Origin of the sequence: Lapillicoccus sp. (assembly GCF_025353065.1) — a bacterium.
In the GTDB taxonomy this organism is placed as follows: Bacteria; Actinomycetota; Actinomycetes; order Actinomycetales; family Dermatophilaceae; genus Lapillicoccus.
In genome coordinates, this window is the sequence record NZ_JANXRJ010000312.1 from 1 (window position 1) to 18,951 (window position 18,951).

Below are 18,951 nucleotides of genomic sequence, written 5' to 3' on the forward strand. Positions count from 1 at the left end.
CTTGACGCAGCGTCAACCCCTGCTGGTTAGTCCTGCAGCGCACGCCGGGCGGACCCACCGTGTTGCCACCCTCGCGGCAACCCCGGCTAGATTGACCCCGAACGGCTCAACGGTGAGTGCGGTCTCGACCAGGCCGCGCCCACGACGACGATGCCGCAGCACCGTCCCGGCCATCCCGGCACGAGGCCGCGGCCCGGATCCAGTCGGTCCGATCGACCGGCCAGAAGGAGTGCCTGTGAGCGACAACGCAGTCGTCGGAGGGGGAGCCTCGGCGGCGTCCTCCGACTCCACCGGTCGGGGCGATGCGATCACCCCCGACGACCTCGCCGTCCCCGTCCCGGCCGTCGGCGACGGCGGGCCCGAGATGGTCCAGATGCTCAACCCCGAGGGGCAGCGGGTGGAGACCGCTGTGTCCGCGGCCTACGCGCAGTATGCGGCCGAGCTCACCGACGAGGACCTGCGCGGCTTCTACCGCGACCTCACGCTGATCCGCCGCGTCGATACCGAGGCGACCGCGCTCCAGCGCCAGGGCGAGCTCGGCATCTGGGCCTCGCTGCTCGGTCAGGAGGCCGCCCAGGTCGGCTCCGGTCGCGCGCTGAAGCCGCAGGACTACGCCTTCCCGACCTATCGCGAGCACGGCGTCGCCTGGTGCCGCGGGGTCGACCCGCTCAACCTCCTCGGGATGTTCCGCGGCGTCAACAACGGCGGCTGGGACCCCAACGAGAAGAACTTCCACCTCTACACGATCATCATCGGCGCCCAGACGCTGCACGCGACGGGCTACGCGATGGGCATCCAGCGCGACGGCGACGTCGGCACCGGCGACCCCGACCGCGATGCCGCCGTCATCGCCTACTTCGGCGACGGCGCCACCGCCCAGGGCGACGTCAGCGAGGCCTTCGTCTTCGCCGGCGTCACCAACGCGCCTGTCGTCTTCTTCTGCCAGAACAACCAGTGGGCGATCTCGGAGCCCAACGAGCGACAGACCCGCATCCCGCTCTACCAGCGCGCGCGCGGCTTCGGCTTCCCCGGCATCCGGGTCGACGGCAACGACGTGCTGGCGGTGTATGCCGTGACGAAGCACGCGCTCGAAGAGGCCCGGTCCGGTCAGGGCCCCACCCTGATCGAGGCGTGGACCTACCGGATGGGCGCCCACACCACGAGCGACGACCCGACGAAGTACCGTGTCTCTGCCGACGTCGAGGTGTGGAAGCTGCGCGACCCGATCATGCGGCTCAAGGCCTACCTCGCCCACGAGGGCAAGGCCGACAGTGCGTTCTTCGCGGCCGTCGAGGCCGAGGCGGACGAGCTCGCCGTCCACGTGCGCGAGGGCACCCTGTCGATGCCGGACCCGACGGGGGAGTCGATGTTCGACCACGTCTACGTCGAGCACCACCCGTTGCTCGCCGCCGAGCGCGAGCAGTTCGTCGCCTACCAGGCCAGCTTCGACGGGGGGCACTGACATGCCGCAGCTGACCATCGCCAAGGCGGTCACCAACGGCTTGCGGGCCGCCATGGAGAAGGACCCCAAGGTCGTCCTCATGGGCGAGGACATCGGCAAGCTCGGGGGGGTCTTCCGCGTCACCGAGGGCCTGCAGAAGGACTTCGGCGAGGACCGCGTCATGGACACCCCGCTCGCCGAGGCGGGCATCGTCGGCACCGCGATCGGGATGGCGCTGCGCGGCTACCGGCCCGTCGTCGAGATCCAGTTCGACGGCTTCGTCTACCCCGCCTTCGACCACATCATCAGCCAGGTCGCCAAGATGCGCGCCCGCAGCCTCGGCACGATCAGGCTCCCCATCGTCATCCGCATCCCGGTCGGCGGCGGCATCGGTGCCGTCGAGCACCACAGCGAGTCCAACGAGGCCTACTTCGCGCACACGGCCGGCCTGCGGGTCGTGTGCGTCTCCAACGCCGAGGACGCCTACTGGGGCATCCAACAGGCGATCGAGACCGACGACCCGGTGATCTTCTACGAGCCCAAGCGGCGCTACTGGGACAAGGGCGAGGTCGACGTCAGCGGCGCCTCCCGGGGCCTGTTCACCGCGGCCGTCGCCCGCGAGGGCAGGGACTGCACGGTCGTCGCCTACGGCCCGATGGTCAAGACCTGTCTCCAGGCGGCGGAGGCCGCGGCCGAGGAGGACAAGGCCCTCGAGGTCATCGACCTGCGCTCGCTCAGCCCGCTCGACCTCGACACCCTCGCGGCGTCCGTGGAGAAGACCGGCCGACTCGTCGTCGTACACGAGGCGTCGACCTTCCTCGGCATGGGCGCCGAGATCGCGGCGAGCATCACGCAGCGCTGCTTCTACCACCTCGAGGCACCGGTGCTGCGGGTCGGCGGCTACAACCTGCCCTATCCTCCGAGCCGGCTCGAGGAGGAGTTCCTCCCCGACCTCGACCGCGTCCTTGACGCCGTCGATCGCTCGCTCGCGTTCTAGGACAACGGAGTTCACGGATGACCATTAAACAGTTCAAGCTCCCCGACCCGGGCGAGGGCCTGACCGAGGCCGAGATCGTCACCTGGCACGTCAAGCCCGGCGACACCGTGAAGGTCAACGACATCGTCGTCGAGATCGAGACGGCGAAGTCGCTCGTCGAGCTCCCCGTCCCCTTCGCGGGGACGGTGACGCAGATCCACGTCACCGAGGGGTCGACCGTCGAGGTCGGGACGCCGATCATCTCCGTCGACGACGGCGTGGGTGGGGCGGCGGCAGTGGATCCTCCGGCGCCGGTTGGTGAGTTGGCCTCTGCCGCAACGGATGCGGGCGACGAGGACATCGAGGAGGGCAAGATCGGGGGCACGACCTCGACGGGCCGGACGGCGGTCCTCGTCGGCTACGGCGTGAAGCAGACCGAATCCAAACGTCGTCCGCGCAAGGGCGCTGATGCAGGGCCGGGCACCGACGCCGGTATGCCGTCCGCCCCCGTCATGGAGGCCGCGGCAGGGACGCAGGCAGGGACGGCCATGCAGGTGGCCCCCGCTCTGCCCGTGAGGAACCCGACCGAGTTCGTCCCGTCGTCGGCAGCCGCGGTCGAGGACCAGACGTCCCGGTCGGCCCGGACGGCCGGTGCTGGACCCGACAACGGGGCGGTTCGCTCGACAACCGTTCTCCCGGGAAGCGTCCCTTTATCGGGTGACCCGATAAAGGGACAGGCGCCGGGCACCGGCCGCGCGCTGGCGAAGCCGCCGGTGCGCAGGCTCGCGAAGGACCTCGGCGTCGACCTCGACACCGTCGCCGCAACTGGTGACGGGGGGGTCATCACGCGGGCCGACGTCGAGGCGCACGTCCTGGCACGGCGAGCCGATCGTGGGGTGCTGGAGGGGACGTCGCTTCCGGGGCTGGGAACTCCACCCGGCGTCGATGGGGAGTGGACGGCATACGCACCGCTGAGTGACCGGGAGGTCCGCGTCCCGGTCAAGGGGGTCCGCAAGATGACGGCCCAGGCGATGGTCGGGTCGGCGTTCACTGCTCCCCACGTCACGATGTTCAACACCATCGACGTCACGGCGACGATGGATCTCGTGGCCCGGCTGAAGACCGACCGCGAGTTCCGGGACGTCAGGGTCACCCCGATGCTGGTCCTCGCCAAGGCCCTCTGCGTCGCGGTCCGGCGCAACCCCGGCATGAACGCGGTGTGGGACGAGGCGGCGCAGGAGATCGTCGTCAAGAACTACGTCAACCTCGGGATCGCCGCGGCGACCCCGCGGGGCCTGCTCGTCCCCAACATCAAGGACGCCGACCAGATGTCGATGCTCCATCTCGCTCAGGCCATGGCCGCACTGATCGCCACGGCCCGCGACGGCAAGACCCAGCCGGCCGAGATGGCCGGCGGCACGATCACGATCACTAACGTGGGCGTCTTCGGGGTCGATGCGGGAACGCCGATCATCAACCCGGGCGAGAGCGCGATCACCGCCTTCGGGGCGATCAAGAAGAAGCCCTGGGTCGTCACCGACGCCGCCGGGAACGACGAGATCGCGATCCGGCAGGTCACCCAGCTGGCGATCTCGTTCGATCACCGGCTCATCGACGGCGAGCTCGGCAGCCGCTTCCTCGCCGACCTCTCGGCGCTGCTCGAGGACCCCAGCCGCGGTCTCGTCTGGGGCTGAGCGACGGGGCTGAGCGACGGGGCCGAGCGACGGGGCCGAGCGACCGGTCGCGGCATACCGGGCCCGCTCGACTCCGAGTCGAGCGGCCGCTGGGGAGTGCCGCGCGGCTGTATGCCGCGAGAGGGCACCCTTGGCGGTTTGGCGGCCGGGGCGATTGTTCTTCGTATACAGTCGGCGCCAGGCACCGATGCTCGTCGTGACGGGGCGTCCTTTTGTTGCCGATGGCAGATGGCGGATGACGGGGGGACGACGGTGCAGGACGGGTCGAGGCCGCAGGCGACGATCGGGGCCGAGCACGTGGCCCTGCGGGATCAGGTGCTCCAGGAGCTGCGGCACCGGATCGTCGACGGGGTCTACCCACCCGGGACCCGGCTGACCGAGGAGCGCCTGGCCGCCGACTTCGGGGTGTCGCGCAACCCTGTCCGGGAGGCGTTGCGGGTGGCCGAGTCGGACGGCCTGGTGACCCTCAGCCCCCGCCGCGGGGCGGTCGTCGCGACGCCCGACGCCGCGGCCATCGCCGACCTCTTCACGGTCCGCTCGAGCCTCGAGCCGGTCGCCGCCCGGATCGCGGCCGAGCGCGCGACGCCCGCCGACGTCGCCGACCTGCGCGCCCTCCTCGACGAGGCCCGCGTGGCGACGGAGTCGGGTGACCTGACGCGGGTCGCGGAGCTCAACAGCGCCCTGCACCTGCGGGTCGTCACGATCGCCGGAAACCGTTGGCTGGCCTCGATCTCCGCCTCCCTCTACCTCCACGTCCACTGGGTCTTCCGGGTCGGCGGCGCCCGCCGCGCCCCGCACTCGTGGCGCGAGCACATCCGCCTCGTCGACGCGATCGAGGCGGGCGACGCTGCGGGGGCCGAAGCCGCGGCCAGGGACCACGTCGACGCGGCGGCGCAAGCGGCGGTGGAGACGCTCGGCAGACCGTCCCCTGCCGCCTTGTGACTCGGAGTCGAACGGCCCCGATGGCAGCTCAGCGCCCGACGGCATACCCCTGCATGCCGCGCGGGTTGGCGCCGGCGCGCAGGATCCCGCTGGCGGCGTCCCGGGTCACGGCGCAGAGCCGGCCGAGGCTCCACGCGTCGACGACGCTGACAGGGTGCCCGCGGCGCTCGAGGTCGGCGACCACGGAAGCCTCGATGCGGCTCTCGACGACCAAGCCCCCGGGCACCCGGTCGCGCGGGTAGAACGAGCTCGTGAAGCCGCTGGAGTGCCACGCCGGCGCGTCGATCGCCTCCTGCAGACCGGTGCCGTGCAGGGCCGTCCGCAGCAGGAAGAGCAGCTGCCACTGGTCCTGCTGGTCACCGCCCGGCGTGCCGCACGCCATCCACGGCTCGCCGTCGCGCAGCACCAGGGTCGGGGTGAGGGTGGTCCGCGGGCGCTTCCCGGGCGCGAGCGACGACGCGAGTCCCTCCTCGAGCCAGAACATCTGCATCCGGCTCCCGAGGCAGAAGCCGAGCTCCGGGATCGTCGGGGAGCTCTGCAGCCAGCCACCGCTCGGCGTCGCCGAGATCATGTTGCCCCAGCGGTCGACGACGTCGACGTGGCACGTGTCCCCGCGGGTGGTGTCCGCGACGGACACGGTCGGCTCGCCGGTCGTCGCGTCCACCGGTGCCGTCCGACCCGTCCCCAGCACGTATGCCGGGAGCCGCGGCTCCCGCCCGTCGGGTCGCCCCGGGCGGATGTCGAGATCCGCGGTCTCCCCGACCAGGGTGGCCCGCTCCGTGGCGTAGCCCGTGGACAGCAGCGTCGTCATCGGCTCTTCGCCGCTGCCGTACCACGCCTCCCGGTCGGCGTAGCTGAGGTTGATCGCCTCGCTGATGGTGTGGATCCCGTTGCTGCTCAATGGATCCAGCTCGGCCGAGTCTCCCAGTGCGTCCAGCAGGGCGAGCGTCTGCAGCAGCGCGGGCCCCTGACCCCACGGGCCGGTCTTCGCGACCGTGTGCCCGTGCCACTCGAGCGTCGTCGCCGGCTCCCAGGTGGCCGCCCAGGAGGCGAGGTCGGCGCCGGTGACGAGGCCACCGTGCCGCTCGCCGGAGGAGTCCCGGAAGGGCCGGCGCGAGAAGGCGTCGACGGCCTGCGCGACGAAGCCCTGCGACCAGGCGCGTCGGGCGGCCTCCACCTGAGCGGCGCGGTCGGTGCCGGCCCCCTCCCCCTCGCGGACGAGGCGCTCGAGGGTGTCGGCCCAGACCGGGTTCCGGAAGAGCGCGCCGGGGGTCGGCGCGGAGCCGTGGTCCAGCCACAGGTCGGCCGAGGTTGTCCAGTCCTCGACGAACAGATCAGAGACGGTGGCGACGGTCGCGGCGACCCGCTCCAGCAGCGGATGGCCGTGGCGGGCGTAGCCGATCGCCGGTTCGAGGACTTCGCGCAATGAGCGAGTCCCCCTGTCGCGCAACAGGAGCAGCCACGCGTCGACGGCCCCCGGGATCGTCGCGGCGAGCGGGCCGGAGCCCGGCACGAGGCTGAGCCCCTCGCCGCGGTAGTGCGCGACGGTGGCGCCGTCCGGCGCCGGGCCCTGCCCGCAGAGCACCCTCGGTGTCGGGTCGTCGGCGGTCACGATGATCGCGGGCAGGTCCCCGCCGGGTCCGTTGAGGTGGGGCTCGACGACGTGCAGGACGAACCCGGCCGTGGCGGCCGCATCGAAGGCGTTGCCGCCGAGCTCGAGCATCCGCATCGCGCACTGCGACGCGATCCAGTGGGTCGAGGACACCATCCCGAAGGTGCCTTCGAGGGTCGGGCGGGTGGTGAACGTCATGAGGTCCTTCCGGGGGACGACGGTGCGTCGGAGGTGAGCGCGTCGGACGGCCGGTCCTGATCCTCTCGGACCGCTGCCCGGACGTCGGGTGGGGTCCCGTCATCGGCGACGAGGTGGCAGGCGACCGTGTGTCCGCCGAAGTCCCGTAGCGCGGGCACCTCACTCGCACAACGATCGACGGCGAGCGGGCACCGCGTCTGGAAGCGGCAGCCGCTCGGAGGGTCGATGGCCGCGGGGAGGTCGTTCCCGAGGAGCACCCGGGTGCGGGCCCGCTGTCGGCCCGGGTCCGCCACAGGGGCGGCAGCGAGCAGCGACTGGGTGTAGGGGTGCGCCGGACGGGCGAAGACCCGCTCCCTCGTACCGTGCTCGACGATCTGGCCGAGATACATCACGGCGATGGTGTCGGCGAGGTACTCGACCGCGGACAGGTCGTGGGTGATGAAGAGGCAGGCGAAACCAAGATCGCGCTGCAGGTCGGCGAGGAGGTTGAGGACGGACGCCTGCACCGAGACGTCGAGGGCGCTCGTGGGCTCGTCGGCCACGAGCAGTCCGGGCTCGGACATCAGCGCCCGCGCGATCGAGACCCGTTGGCGCTGCCCGCCCGACAGCTCGTGCGGGTAGCGCGAGGCGACCTCGGGCCGCAGCCCCACCCGGGTGAGCCCCTCGGCAACGCGGATTCGCCGATCCCTAGGCGAAACCCCCTGTAGCCGTGGCGGTTCGCCCACCACCTCACCGACGAGCATCCGCGGGTCGAGGGAGCCGCCGGGGTCCTGGAAGACGATCGAGACCGCCCGTCGGTGCGGTCGCATCGCACGCCGCGAGAGCCGGCTGATGTCGGTGCCGGACAGGCGGATCGTCCCGGAGGTCGGGTCGAGCAGGCGCACGATGCACCGGCCCACGGTCGACTTGCCGGAGCCGCTCTCCCCGACGAGGGCCGTCACCTCGCCGCGGGCCACCGTCAGCGAGACCCCGTCGACCGCGCGCACCGGCCCGAAGTGCATCACGAGGTCGACGATCTCGAGCACCGGCTCGGCGGCGGTCACGACGACACCTTCGGGTGCCAGCAGGCCACCTCGTGAGCAGCACCGGACCCGAGCGCGACCTCGAGCAACGGCCGTCGGGACCGGCAGGTGTCGTCGGCCGCCCCGCACCGCTCAGCGAACGTGCAGGCGTCGGGCGGCTCACGCAGCACTGGCACGAGTCCCGGGATCTCCTCGAGCCGGTGGGTCCCGGCGTGCCGGCCGCTGGTCGGGGAGGCCGCGAGCAGGCCTGCGGTGTAATGGTGCCGGGGTCGCGCGAAGAGGTCGTCGGCGCCCGCCCGCTCGACGACCCTCCCGGCATACATCACCACGACGCGGTCGGCGACGTCCGCGATCACCCCCAGGTCGTGCGTGATGACCAGCACCGCCATGCCGGTCTCGTCGCGCAGCCGACGCAGGACGTCGAGGATGCCGGCCTGCACGGTGACGTCGAGGGCCGTGGTGGGCTCGTCGGCGACGAGGACGGCGGGCTCGCACGCGATGGCCATCGCGATCATCACCCGCTGCCGCATCCCTCCCGACAGCTGGTGGGGGTACTGCTTGACGCGCTCGGCCGGCGAGGGGATGCCGACCACGGCGAGCAGCTCGGCCGCCCGCGCCGTCGCCGCGCGCCGGTTCATCGACTCGTGCTGCTCCAGCACCTCGGCGATCTGGCGGCCGACCGTGAGCACGGGGTTCAGCGAGGTCATCGGCTCCTGGAAGATGTAGGCGATGTCCTTGCCGCGCACCCGTCGCAGCGTGGCCGGCGAGGCGCCGACGAGCTCGTCGTCCCGCAGCCGCACCGAGCCGGTCACGGTCGCCGACCGTGGCAGCAGCCCGGTCAACGCCATCGCCGTCACGCTCTTGCCACAACCGGACTCCCCGACGACGCCCACGATCTCGCCGCTGCCGAGGTCGAGGTCGACGCCGTCCGCCGCGGCCACGGTCCCCGTCTCGGTGCGGAAGGTCACCGACAGGTCGCGGACCTCGAGCACGCGGGTATGCCGCGCTGCGGGCTGCGCGTCGGCAGTCGACGTCGTTCTGCTCACCGGCCACCTCCCTTGGGGTCGAGCGCATCGCGCAGGGCATCACCGAAGACGTTGAACGCCAGCGCCAGGAGCATGATCGCGATCCCGGGCAGCACGGCGGCCCAGGGCGCGCGGCCGGCGAAGGGCTGGGCGGCCGCGAGCATCGTGCCGAGGCTCGGCGCCGGGGGCTGGATCCCGAGGCCGAGGAAGGACAGCACCGCCTCGCCGAGGATCGCGGCGGGCAGCGCGACGGTGGCCTGCACGAGGACCACCGACGTCGCGTTGGGCAGCACGTGGCGACCGAGGACCCACAGGTCGCTCGCGCCGTCGACGATCGCGGCGGCCACGAAGTCGAGGCCCTTGAGCCGCAGCGTCTCCGACCGCACGATCCGGATGAGGCCGGGGATCTGCGCGATACCGATGGCCACGGCGGCGTTCGCCAGGCTCGCGCCGCGGATGGCGGCGAGCCCGACCGCGAGGATGAGGAAGGGGAAGGCGAGCAGCAGGTCGGTCAGTCGCGAGATGACGGCATCGACCGCACGGAAGTAGCCGGCCGCGAGCCCGAGCGGCACGCCGACGACGAGGGCCGTGACCACCGCCAGCAGCGCCACGAGCAGCGACGCCCGCATCCCCAGCATGATCCTCGAGAGCACGTCGCGGCCGAGGTCGTCGGTGCCGAAGAGGTGACCCGGACCCCCGGGCGGAGCCAGGGGGTGGGCGAAGTCCGTCTGGTCGGCGGCATACGGCGCCATGACCGGGGCGAGCACCGCGACGAGGATGGCGAGGACGAGCACCACCGCCCCGACGACGGCGAGTGGGTTGCGGCTCAGCCGCCGGACCACCAGCCGGCGACGGCCGACCCCGACCGGCGAGCCACCCGTGCTACCAGACCTTTTCGAGCCTCTCGACCCGCCGTGACCACCCACGCCGCCAGAGCTATGAGAGCCATCGGAGCCGTCGGGCACCGTCGCCACGAGTCCGGGGTCGACGCTCATGAGGCCGACCCCGCGACCCGGACCCGCGGGTCGATGACGGAGTAGAGCAGGTCGACGACGAGGTTGAGGACGATGTAGGCCGTCGCGGTGACGAGCACGACGGCCTGGATCACGGCGTAGTCGCGCTGGAAGACCGCGTCGATGGTCATCGTGCCGAAGCCCGGCAGACCGAAGATCTGCTCGGTCACGACGGCCCCCGAGATGAGCCCGCCGAGCTGCAGCCCGACGATCGTCACGACGACGATGAGGCTGTTGCGCAGGGCGTGCCGGCCGATGACGGCCCGGGAGGACAGCCCCTTGGCTCGTGCCGTGCGCACGTAGTCGGTGTCGAGCGCATCGAGCATGGACGACCGGGTCTGGCGCATGATGACGGCCGCGAGCCCGGTGCCGAGGATGACCGCCGGCAGGATGAGGTGATGGAGGTTGTCGGCGGGTGACTGGAGGAACGGCACGAAGCCGGACGCGGGGAACAGGCCGGTCGCGACGCTGAGGTAGAGGATGGCGACCAGCCCGAGCCAGAAGTGGGGGACGGACAGGCCGAGGAGGGCGAAGGCGTTGGCGACCCACTCCGAGGGTCCGCCGCGCCGGACCGCCGCGACGACGCCCGACCCCACGCCGAGGACCGTCGCGATGACGATGGCCAGCGCCGACAGCTCGAGGGTCACGGGGAGGGCGGTGCGCAGCATCGACGAGACCGGCAGCCCGGTGCGCACCGACTGGCCGAGGTCACCGTGCAGGGCGTTGGCGACGAACCGCCAGAACTGGACGATCTCCGGCTGGTCGAGGCCGTACTGCTGCCGGATCGCGGCGAGGGCCTCCGGGGTCCGGTCCTCGCCGGCGAGGGCGAGGGCCGGATCACCCGGGAGGGCCCGGATGCCGAGGAACACGACGACGGTCGCGAGGAAGAGCGTGAGCAGGGACTGCAGGGCCCGGGTCAGCAGGTACTTACGCACGTCCGGGCTACTTCGTGAGTCCGGCGAAAGCCAGCCGCAGCACCCCGTCCGGGAACACCTGCACTCCTGCGGTCTTCGACGAGACGCCGGTGAGGTTGTTGGGCCGGTAGAGGTAGACGAGCGGGTCGCTGGCGTGCAGCTTGGTCACGACCTGGCCGTAGAGGTCGCGGCGCGTCGCGGTGTCCTGCGCCTGGCGGGCCTGACCGAGCAGCGCGTCGACCGCCGGGTCGTTGTAGCCGGCGACGTTCTGACTACCGCCCGTACCAACGAAGTTCGTGATGTTGGCGTCCGGGTCGATCCGCCCTGACCAGCCGAGCAGGAGGAGCGAGAACTCTCCCTTGTCCTGGAGGTCGAGCAGCGAGGCATACTCCACCGGCTTGATCTGGAGGTCGAAGCCGCCCTCCTTGACCATCGCCTGGAGGGCCTGGGCGAGACGCAGGCTGTCGGGGTTGTTGGAGACCTGCATCTCGAGGGGGAAGGGCACGGTGACCCCCGCGTCCTTGAGCAGCTGCTTCGCCTTGGCGACGTCGTGCGCGGGACACGTCTGGGCGGCGCTCGACGAGTACTCGGTCTTCGGTGAGATCGGTGAGCAGGCCACCGTGAAGGCGCCGTTGAAGACGACCTGGTTGAGGGTGGTGCGGTCGATGGCGGCCTCGAAGGCCTGCCGCACCCGGTGGTCGCTGGCCTCCGGCCGGTCGATCCGCTTCGCCGGCTTGCCCACCCCGTCGACGGTGCCGACGTTGAAGGTCAGGCCCTGGTAGCCCAGGCTCCCGGACCTGAGGACCGACAGGCCGGCCGTGCCGGAGATCGAGGCGACGTCCTGCGGTGAGACCGAGTCGGCGACCTGGACGTCGCGGGACTTGAGGTTGGCCGCGCGGATGCTCGCGTCGGTGATGATGCGGTAGGTGATCTTGTCCAGGTGCACCGAGGCGGCGTCGTAGTAGCTCGGGTCCTTGACGACCTCGATCGTGCTCTGCGGCACGCGGTTCGAGAACTTGAACGGTCCGACGCAGACCGGCGCCGTGCCGAAGTTCTTGCCGAGGCTCGCCGTGGCCGTGGGGCTGAGGATCATGCCGGCCCGGTCGGTCAGGGCGGCCGTCAGCGGGGCGAACGGGGTGCTGAGGTGGATGACGACGGTCTTGGCGTCCGGTGCGTCGACGCCGGTGATCGGGCCCAGCTCGCTCTTGCGGCCGGAGCCCGCGAGGGTGAGGTCGCGTTGGAGGGTGGACTTCACGGCCGCAGCGTCGAACGGCGTGCCGTCGGCGAACTTCACCCCGTCGCGGACGGCGATGGTGACGGTCCTGCCGCCGTCGCTCATGACCGGGAGCGCCGTGGCGAGCTGCGGGACGACGCGGGCGTTCTGGTCGACGTCGTAGAGCTTCTGGCACATCGTCTCGAAGATGTAGCGCGAGTAGAGGCTGCGCGAGGTCGTCGGGTCGAGGGCGTCCGGCTCGGCCGAGAGCGCGACGACGAGCTCGCCACCGGTCTTGACCTGGCTTGCCGTCGCGGGGGAGCCGAACGTGTCACCGCCCGCCCCGGCGGCGCTGCCGGCCGTGCCGGTCGACCCGCCGGCGGGGGTCACGGCGCTGCAGGCGGCGAGGGCGGGCCCGGCCAGGAGGACCAGTCCGATCGCCACGCCGAGCCACGGTCGGGTATGCCGCGAGGTGGGTATGCCTCGCACGGGCGTCAGCGACGTGGGTACCGGTGGGGTGGTCGTCGAGCGGTTGCCTCGGGGGATCCGCGGTGCCATGGTCTGCTCCGGTCGTCGGGGGAACGGGAGAGTCTCAAGAATGTATCCTGTATACAGAGTTGTGGGCCGGCCGGCATCTCGACAGACTCAGCGGGTGCGCGCATTGGCCGCCTACCGTCCGTTGTTCTCCGTCCCGGGGGCGACGCGATGGGTCGTCGGCGCGTCCGTGGGCCGGCTCGCCACCGCGATGTTCGGTATCTCGACGGTGGTGATGGTCGCGACCCGGCACGACTCCTACGGCCTGGCCGGCGCGGTCTCCGCCGTCGGTCTGCTCGTCCTGGCCGTCCTCGCGCCGGTGATCGGCGCCCTGCTCGACCGGCGCGGCCAACGGGTCGTGGCCCTCCCGCTCGTGGCCTTCTCGACGCTGATGCTCGCCATGATGGTGGTCTGCTCGCTCCTGGACGCGCCGGTCTGGACCCTCTTCGTGTTCTACGCGCTCTCGTCCGGCATCCCCAGCCTCGGCACGATGTCACGGGCCCGCTGGAGCGAGGCCTACCGCGGCGACGAGGGGCGGCTCCACGTCGCGATGTCCTTCGAGCAGGTCCTCGACGAGCTGTCCTTCGTCGTGGCACCGGTGCTCGCGGTGGTGATGAGCACGCTGATCCTTCCGGAGGCCGGTCTTGTCGTCGCGGGGGTCGGCTACCTCGTGGGCACCCTGGTGTTCTGCTCGGCCCGCTCGAGCGAGCCGCCTGTGGTGCCGCACGCCGACCGCCCCCGCGGCGTCGCCCTCAGCCGGCCGGGCCTGCTCCCCGTCGCGCTCGTGATGACCCTCACCGGCGTGATCTTCGGGAGCAACGAGGTCGTCACCGTCGCGGTCGCCGATGCGGCCGGCAACAAGGGCTTCTCCTCGGTGATCCTCGGGCTCTTCGCCCTGGGGTCGGCGGTCTCCGGCCTGGTCTTCGGGCTGCGGACCTTCCGCTCGGGGATCACCACACGGCTCGTGATCGGGGTCGCGCTGATGTTCCTCCTCGAGCTCCCCGTCCTCCTCGCGACCGATCTCCGGGTGCTGGCCGCGGTGATGGCCGTGGCCGGGATCGCCACCGCGCCCACGCTGATCACGAGCATCGGGCTCGCGCAGCGGCTCGTCCCCACCGCGATGCTCAACGAGGGGATGACGGTCGTGCTCACGGGGCTGATCATCGGGATCTCCGCCGGCTCGGCCGTCGGTGGGGCGGCGGTCGAGCGCCTTGGTGCGCACGCGGCATACCTCGTGCCGGTGGTGGCCGGTCTCGGCGCCCTGGTCATCGCGCTCGTCTCGTGGCGCACCCTCCGGCGCGCCGACGCTCAGCGGCCGATCAGTGGGTCGCTCGTCCGGGGCTGACCGGTCTCGACCCGGCCGGCCAGCACCCGGCGGAAGCGCGAGTCGGTGTCGGTCGTGACGGTGAGGTCGTACCACCCGCCCGTCCTGCTGGTGCTGACGGAGACGGCGACCGACTGCCGCGGCAGCACCGTATGCCGTTGGCTACGACCGGTGTTGGTGTCGACGATGACCACGACCTGTCGGGCGGCGGACTGCGAGGTCAGGTGCACGACGGCCGCGTCACGCGTCGTGTCGTCCTCCAGGGTGACCTCGACCGGTGAGGCGGCGGAGAGCCCGGCGACCAGGCGGTAGAAGCCTGCTGGCCCGTGCAGCTCGACGTCGTAGGTCTTGCCGAGAGGGACTGTCGCGGTGAGGGTGTCCCCGGCGCCGACGGTGTAGCTGAGGGGTCCGCCGATGTCGCGTGTCGAGCGCGCCTGGACGTGGGCGCCCACCCGGCCGGTGTTGGTCAGGGTCAGCTTGAGGCTGCCGGCGCCGACCGTGGTCGTCGCCGCGAGGCGGTAGGGCAGGGCCCGGGACGGCGAGTTCCCTTCTCCTGCTGGGGAACTGCCCCTGTCGTGGGAGGCGTGGGGACGTAGTCGGGGTGTCGGACCCGGTCCGGTGGCACGTATGCCGCGGTGCCCGGCAGCGTCGGCACGGTCGGCTGCTGCCGCCCGAAGTCGAAGGCGGAGGTGAGGTCGCCGCAGACGGCGCGACGCCACGGGCTGATCTGCGGCTCGCGGACCCCGAACCGCTTCTCGAGGAAGCGCAGGATCGAGGTGTGGTCGAAGGTCTCGGAGCAGACCCAGCCGCCGGTGCTCCACGGCGAGATGACCATCATCGGCACCCGCTGCCCCAGCCCGTAGGGACCGACCTGTCCGTCGGGGCCCTGGTAGAGCTCGTTCTTCGTCGAGACCGTCGAGGCGCCCGGACGACGGAGGAGTTCGGGTGGGCCGGAACCACGTGGTCGAAGAACCCGTCGTTCTCGTCGAAGGTGAGCAGCAGCGCCGTCCTGCTCCACACCTCGGGGTCGGCGGTCAGCGCGTCGAGGACCTGCGAGACGTACCAGGCGACGTAGTTCACCGGCCAGTTCGGGTGCTCGGTGAAGGCCTCGGGACCGACGATCCACGAGACCTGCGGCAGGTTGCCACTGAGGACGTCGGCCTTGAGCTGGTCGACATACCTGTCTCCCGCAGCGTTGTTCGTGCCGGTGCGGGCCTTGTCGTAGAGCGGGCTCCCGGGCTGCGCGGTGCGGTACTGGTTGAAGTAGAGCAGCGAGTTGTCGCCGTAGTTGCCGATGTAGGCGTCCGGCCCCCAGCCCCACGAGTGTGCGGCGTCGAGCCCCTCGCCGACGTCCTGGTAGACCTTCCACGAGACGCCGGCCGTCTCGAGCCGCTCGGGGTAGGTCGTCCAGCCGTAGCCCACCTCGGCGTTGGTGACGACCGGGCCACCGCCCGTGCCGTCGTTGCCGACCCCGCCGGTCCACATGTAGTAGCGGTTGGGGTCGGTCGGGCCGATGAGCGAGCAGTGGTAGGCGTCGCAGACGGTGAAGGCCTCGGCCAGCGCGTACTGGAACGGCATGTCGCGTCGCTCCATGTGGGCCATTGTCGTGGCCGACTTCGTGGGGATCCACCGGTCGTAGCGGCCGGCGTTGAAGGCGCCGTGGCCGCCGTCCCAGCTGTGGTCGAGGTCCTGGAGGAAGGCCAGCCCCATGTCGTCGACGTCCGGTCGGAACGGCAGCGTCTCGGTGGTGCCGTCGGACTGGTGCCACACCGACTTCCCGCTCGGCAGCGTTGCGGGGTGCGGGTCACCAAGGCCGCGGACCCCACGCATCGTGCCGAAGTAGTGGTCGAACACCCGGTTCTCCTGCATGAGGACGACGACGTGCTCGATGTCCTTGAGCGAGCCGGTGGCCCGGTTCGCCAGGATCGACGCGGCCCGGGCGACGCTCTCGTCGAGCGTCGTCAGGGCGGCGGCACCACCGGTGAGCTGGAGGAAGCGGCGACGGTCGACGGTCGGCATGGGGGACTCCTTCGGGCGCGTGCGGCGTGCTCGGGCGGGGCGCCGGCACCACTCGACCACCCTTCCGGCACGTGCGCCACCCGGAGCGAACTCCGGTTGAACACAACCCCAACGCCAGCGGTATGCCGGGTGCGCCTGGACGGACCACCGGACCGCTCAGGTCGTGGGTGCCGGGCGGTGGCCGGGGGTGATGGTGGGGTCCTGGCGGGTGAGGTAGTCACCCATACCGGGGCGGTGAAGGCGACGTGACCGCTCCCGCAGCCCCGACAGCATTACCCCCGGTCCGTGTGCCCCAAGTTCTCCGTGCATCAGAGCATTCTCAGGAGCTCTCAGGGTGTGGTTGAGATCTTCGAGATCTTGACGCGACCATCCGTCGGGCCAAGGCCAGACCGTCGTCGAACGCTGTGGGGTGCCGGGTGCGGTCAGCATTCCCCCTCGCGGGTTATCAGGTGGACCTGTCCAAGCCCTGACGTGGTCATCTCCACCCGATCATTGGCGGGACACACTCCTGAGAATCAGGAGACCAGCTGCCGCAGCGAGATGCGCGCGATCTCCGGGTAGACGAGCACGGCCAGGGGTGGTCCGGAGACGGTGAGCCAGGTCGAGGAGCCGCCGACCCCGTCGGTGCCGTGGGTGCCGTGGGTGCCGTGGGTGCCGGTGACCGCGGTGACCGCAGTGACCCCGTGGTCGAGGACGATCTCGAGCGGCCCGAGTCGGGCCCGCCAGCGCCAGGTCCGGGCCCCCTCGTCGACGGCCTCGACGAGGAAGTTCACCCGGATCCCGCCGATGCCGTGGACCACCCCGGCAAGACCGGGGACGATGCGCGTACCCGTCGTGTCGACCCGGACGATCGGGGGTGACCACTCGTGCCACCGGGCGGGCACGGCATACCGGTCCCAGGCCTCGGCGGGTGACGCCGGGCCCGACGCGGTGACGGTGCGCTTCACGGAGGGTGAGCCTACGGCGTTCCGCGCAGATGGCCCGGCCCCCGAGGGGGACCGGGCCATCGTGACGTGGATGAGCCGAGCGGGTCAGCCAGCCAGCTAACGCGGGGTCAGTGGATCTGCTCCCCCGGCAGGGCGCGGTGCCGGCCCGGCTTGCGGTCGCCCGAGAGGTCACCGACGCCGTTCATGACCACGCGGACCTCGGGGGTCGGCGCCTCGTGGCGACCGTGCCGGATGTCCGTGGAACCGCCGAGACCGGCCTGGTCGGCGAACTCTGCCGGGTCGTCCGCACGGACGGCCCCGACGGGGACCAGCACGTGCTCGTCGTCCGCCCGGGGGACACCCGCGTCCTGCACCGGCGCGCTCGCGGCGCTCGCGGCGCTGTCGATGGCGGCACCCTCCTCGGCCTTGTCGGCCACGTCCTGGGCGGCGCGCTCGGCCTGCGGTGAGCCGCCGCGCAGCTCGACGTGCGGCAGGAACCAGGAGACGACGAAGGCCGCCGCCAGGATGAACGTCGCGACGAAGAACACGGTCGACATGGAGTTCGAGAAACCGACGAGGAACGGGTGCGCGATGACCGGGTCGAGACCGTTGAGGAACGACGTGTCGCTGAGCGACGAGCCGGAGCCCTGCACGGTCTTCAGGGCGGCAGCCCCGGCCGGGGTCTGGGCCGCGGCCTGGAACGCCGGCGTGCTGCCGGCGGCCTGGTAGGCCCGGGCGATGTTGTCGCCGGCCGTCGAGAAGAGGATCGACAGGAACACGGCGGTGCCGAGCGTGCCACCGATCTGGCGGGTGAAGGTCGCCGACGAGGTCGCGACCCCGATGTCCCGCGGGCTGACGGCATTCTGGACGGCGAGGGTCAGCGGCTGGAAGTTGAAGCCGAGGCCGATGCCGAAGAAGACCATGATCGTCATCGTCAGCGGGAGTGCGGTGTCGGCGCCGACGTAGTGGAAGGCGAACATCGCCCCGGTCAGCAGCGCAGCACCGATGATCGGGTAGCGGCGGTAGCGGCCGGTGCGCGAGATCAGCTGGCCCGAGAGGATCGAGCCGAACATGATCCCGAGGGTCAGCGGCAGCAGCAGCAGGCCGGCCTCGGTCGGGGACGCGCCCTTGACGATCTGGAGGTAGAGCGGGAGGGCGGCGAGGCCACCGAACATGCCCATGCCGATGAAGATCGAGCCGACCGAGGCGACCCCGATGGTGCGGTTCTTGAACAGCCGCAGGGGAATGAGGGCGGACTCGCCCATCGCCCGCTCGACGAGGTAGAACCCGACGATGCCGATGCCGCCGATGACGAACATCGCGATCGACTTGCCCGAGGCCCAGCCCCACTCGCGACCCTGCTCGGCGACGATGAGCAGCGGCACGAGGGCGACGCTGAGCATGACCGCGCCCCACCAGTCGATGCGCTGGTCGCGGCGCTGGTGCTTCAGGTGCAGGGTGCGGGTGACGACGATGAGCGCGGCGACGGCGATCGGCACGTTGACGAGGAAGACCCAGCGCCAGCCGGTGACGCCGAGGATCGAGGACTGGCCGGCGAAGAACCCGCCGATGACCGGGCCGAGGACGCTCGAGGTGCCGAACACGGCGAGGAAGTAGCCCTGGTACTTCGCCCGTTCGCGCGGCGCCACGATGTCACCGATGATCGCGAGCGAGAGGGAGAAGAGACCACCGGCGCCGAGGCCCTGGACGGCGCGGAAGCCGGCCAGCATGCCGATCGAGGTCGACAGCGTGCAGAGCATCGAGCCGATGGTGAACAGCGAGATCGCCAGCAGGAAGAACTGCTTGCGCCCGTAGATGTCGGAGAGCTTGCCGTAGAGCGGCGTGACGATCGTCGAGGTGATGAGGTAGGCCGTGGTCACCCAGGCCTGCGCGGACAGCCCGTGGAGGTCGTCGGCGATGGTGCGGATCGACGTCGCGACGATCGTCTGGTCGAGCGCGGCGAGGAACATCCCCATCATCAGGCCGACGAGGATGGTGATGATCTGGCGATGGGTCAGTGACCCGTCCGTCGCCGGGGGGGCCGTGGCGGCCGGTGTGGCTGCAGCCATGTCAGTGCTCCTGGTTCGTGTGCGAGTGC

16 protein-coding genes are annotated in these 18,951 nt (G+C 71.3%); 5 read left to right on the forward strand and 11 right to left on the reverse strand.

The genetic code is table 11. From position 1 onward, the window contains the following. The first annotated feature begins 364 nt into the window (after window positions 1-364). The 4 genes from pdhA (at window position 365) to Q0R63_RS22455 (ending at window position 5,053) form a co-directional block, all read left to right on the forward strand. Window positions 365-1,462 (forward strand): pyruvate dehydrogenase (acetyl-transferring) E1 component subunit alpha, encoded by a 1,098-nt coding sequence (gene pdhA / locus Q0R63_RS22440; protein WP_295702341.1) that lies wholly within the window; start codon window positions 365-367, stop codon window positions 1,460-1,462. A 1-nt stretch (window position 1,463) separates the two neighbouring features. Further along, window positions 1,464-2,438 (forward strand): alpha-ketoacid dehydrogenase subunit beta, encoded by a 975-nt coding sequence (locus tag Q0R63_RS22445; protein ID WP_295702329.1) that lies wholly within the window; start codon window positions 1,464-1,466, stop codon window positions 2,436-2,438. 17 nt (window positions 2,439-2,455) lie between these two features. Continuing rightward, window positions 2,456-4,111, forward strand: a complete 1,656-nt coding sequence (locus Q0R63_RS22450; RefSeq protein ID WP_295702330.1) for a dihydrolipoamide acetyltransferase family protein — start codon at window positions 2,456-2,458, stop codon at window positions 4,109-4,111. A 228-nt stretch (window positions 4,112-4,339) separates the two neighbouring features. Further along, window positions 4,340-5,053: a GntR family transcriptional regulator gene (locus tag Q0R63_RS22455; protein ID WP_295702331.1), complete on the forward strand. Its 714-nt coding sequence runs from the start codon at window positions 4,340-4,342 to the stop codon at window positions 5,051-5,053. A gap of 28 nt (window positions 5,054-5,081) precedes the next feature. Here the strand turns inward: Q0R63_RS22455 and Q0R63_RS22460 are convergent, their stop codons facing one another. Genes Q0R63_RS22460 through Q0R63_RS22485 form a run of 6 tightly spaced genes read right to left on the reverse strand, consistent with a single transcriptional unit; the run spans window position 5,082 to window position 12,608 of the window. Continuing rightward, complete coding sequence (locus tag Q0R63_RS22460; protein ID WP_295702332.1) at window positions 5,082-6,863, reverse strand: gamma-glutamyltransferase family protein; 1,782 nt, start codon at window positions 6,861-6,863, stop codon at window positions 5,082-5,084. Continuing rightward, window positions 6,860-7,906, reverse strand: a complete 1,047-nt coding sequence (locus tag Q0R63_RS22465) for an oligopeptide/dipeptide ABC transporter ATP-binding protein (RefSeq protein WP_295702333.1) — start codon at window positions 7,904-7,906, stop codon at window positions 6,860-6,862. Before Q0R63_RS22465 ends, Q0R63_RS22460 begins: the two co-directional genes overlap by 4 nt. Beyond that, a complete protein-coding gene (locus tag Q0R63_RS22470; protein ID WP_295702334.1) occupies window positions 7,903-8,931 on the reverse strand; it encodes an ABC transporter ATP-binding protein in 1,029 nt (342 codons plus the stop codon). The genes Q0R63_RS22465 and Q0R63_RS22470 overlap by 4 nt, the downstream gene beginning before the upstream one ends. Then, window positions 8,928-9,905 carry an ABC transporter permease gene (locus Q0R63_RS22475; RefSeq protein ID WP_295702335.1) on the reverse strand — a complete coding sequence of 326 codons (978 nt, stop codon included), beginning with the start codon at window positions 9,903-9,905 and terminating at the stop codon, window positions 8,928-8,930. The genes Q0R63_RS22470 and Q0R63_RS22475 overlap by 4 nt, the downstream gene beginning before the upstream one ends. Beyond that, on the reverse strand, window positions 9,902-10,858 hold the full coding sequence (locus tag Q0R63_RS22480) for an ABC transporter permease (RefSeq protein WP_295702336.1): 957 nt from the start codon (window positions 10,856-10,858) through the stop codon (window positions 9,902-9,904). The genes Q0R63_RS22475 and Q0R63_RS22480 overlap by 4 nt, the downstream gene beginning before the upstream one ends. Window positions 10,859-10,865: 7 nt before the next feature. Further along, window positions 10,866-12,608, reverse strand: coding sequence for an ABC transporter substrate-binding protein (locus Q0R63_RS22485; RefSeq protein ID WP_295702337.1), 1,743 nt, complete (start codon window positions 12,606-12,608; stop codon window positions 10,866-10,868). 94 nt (window positions 12,609-12,702) lie between these two features. Between Q0R63_RS22485 and Q0R63_RS22490 the strand changes: the two genes are divergently transcribed. After that, window positions 12,703-13,929 carry an MFS transporter gene (locus tag Q0R63_RS22490; protein WP_295702338.1) on the forward strand — a complete coding sequence of 409 codons (1,227 nt, stop codon included), beginning with the start codon at window positions 12,703-12,705 and terminating at the stop codon, window positions 13,927-13,929. Here Q0R63_RS22490 and Q0R63_RS22495 read toward each other — a convergent pair. The 5 genes from Q0R63_RS22495 to Q0R63_RS22515 all read right to left on the reverse strand — a co-directional run bounded on the left by Q0R63_RS22495 (window position 13,893) and on the right by Q0R63_RS22515 (window position 18,922). Further along, window positions 13,893-14,435 (reverse strand): phospholipase domain-containing protein, encoded by a 543-nt coding sequence (locus Q0R63_RS22495; protein WP_295702342.1) that lies wholly within the window; start codon window positions 14,433-14,435, stop codon window positions 13,893-13,895. The genes Q0R63_RS22490 and Q0R63_RS22495 overlap by 37 nt on opposite strands. Further along, entirely contained in the window at window positions 14,381-14,764 is a 384-nt protein-coding gene (locus Q0R63_RS22500) for an alkaline phosphatase family protein (protein WP_295702343.1), read from the reverse strand. Before Q0R63_RS22500 ends, Q0R63_RS22495 begins: the two co-directional genes overlap by 55 nt. Then, entirely contained in the window at window positions 14,743-15,927 is a 1,185-nt protein-coding gene (locus tag Q0R63_RS22505; RefSeq protein ID WP_295702339.1) for an alkaline phosphatase family protein, read from the reverse strand. Before Q0R63_RS22505 ends, Q0R63_RS22500 begins: the two co-directional genes overlap by 22 nt. 515 nt (window positions 15,928-16,442) lie before the next feature. Beyond that, window positions 16,443-16,874, reverse strand: a complete 432-nt coding sequence (locus Q0R63_RS22510) for an SRPBCC family protein (protein ID WP_295702340.1) — start codon at window positions 16,872-16,874, stop codon at window positions 16,443-16,445. Between the two features lie 107 nt (window positions 16,875-16,981). Then, window positions 16,982-18,922: an MDR family MFS transporter gene (locus Q0R63_RS22515; RefSeq protein ID WP_366521198.1), complete on the reverse strand. Its 1,941-nt coding sequence runs from the start codon at window positions 18,920-18,922 to the stop codon at window positions 16,982-16,984. Between the last annotated feature and the right edge of the window lie 29 nt (window positions 18,923-18,951).

Excerpts from the sequence above, each read along its gene's own strand:
- Q0R63_RS22445 (WP_295702329.1), top strand. The coding sequence starts at position 1,464 with ATGCCGCAGCTGACCATCGCCAAGGCGGTCACCAACGGCTTGCGGGCC.
- Q0R63_RS22475 (WP_295702335.1), bottom strand. The coding sequence starts at position 9,905 with ATGAGCGTCGACCCCGGACTCGTGGCGACGGTGCCCGACGGCTCCGAT.
- Q0R63_RS22455 (WP_295702331.1), top strand. The coding sequence starts at position 4,340 with ATGGCGGATGACGGGGGGACGACGGTGCAGGACGGGTCGAGGCCGCAG.
- pdhA (WP_295702341.1), top strand. The coding sequence starts at position 365 with ATGGTCCAGATGCTCAACCCCGAGGGGCAGCGGGTGGAGACCGCTGTG.
- Q0R63_RS22485 (WP_295702337.1), bottom strand. The coding sequence starts at position 12,608 with ATGGCACCGCGGATCCCCCGAGGCAACCGCTCGACGACCACCCCACCG.
- Q0R63_RS22450 (WP_295702330.1), top strand. The coding sequence starts at position 2,456 with ATGACCATTAAACAGTTCAAGCTCCCCGACCCGGGCGAGGGCCTGACC.
- Q0R63_RS22460 (WP_295702332.1), bottom strand. The coding sequence starts at position 6,863 with ATGACGTTCACCACCCGCCCGACCCTCGAAGGCACCTTCGGGATGGTG.
- Q0R63_RS22505 (WP_295702339.1), bottom strand. The coding sequence starts at position 15,927 with ATGCCGACCGTCGACCGTCGCCGCTTCCTCCAGCTCACCGGTGGTGCC.
- Q0R63_RS22515 (WP_366521198.1), bottom strand. The coding sequence starts at position 18,922 with ATGGCTGCAGCCACACCGGCCGCCACGGCCCCCCCGGCGACGGACGGG.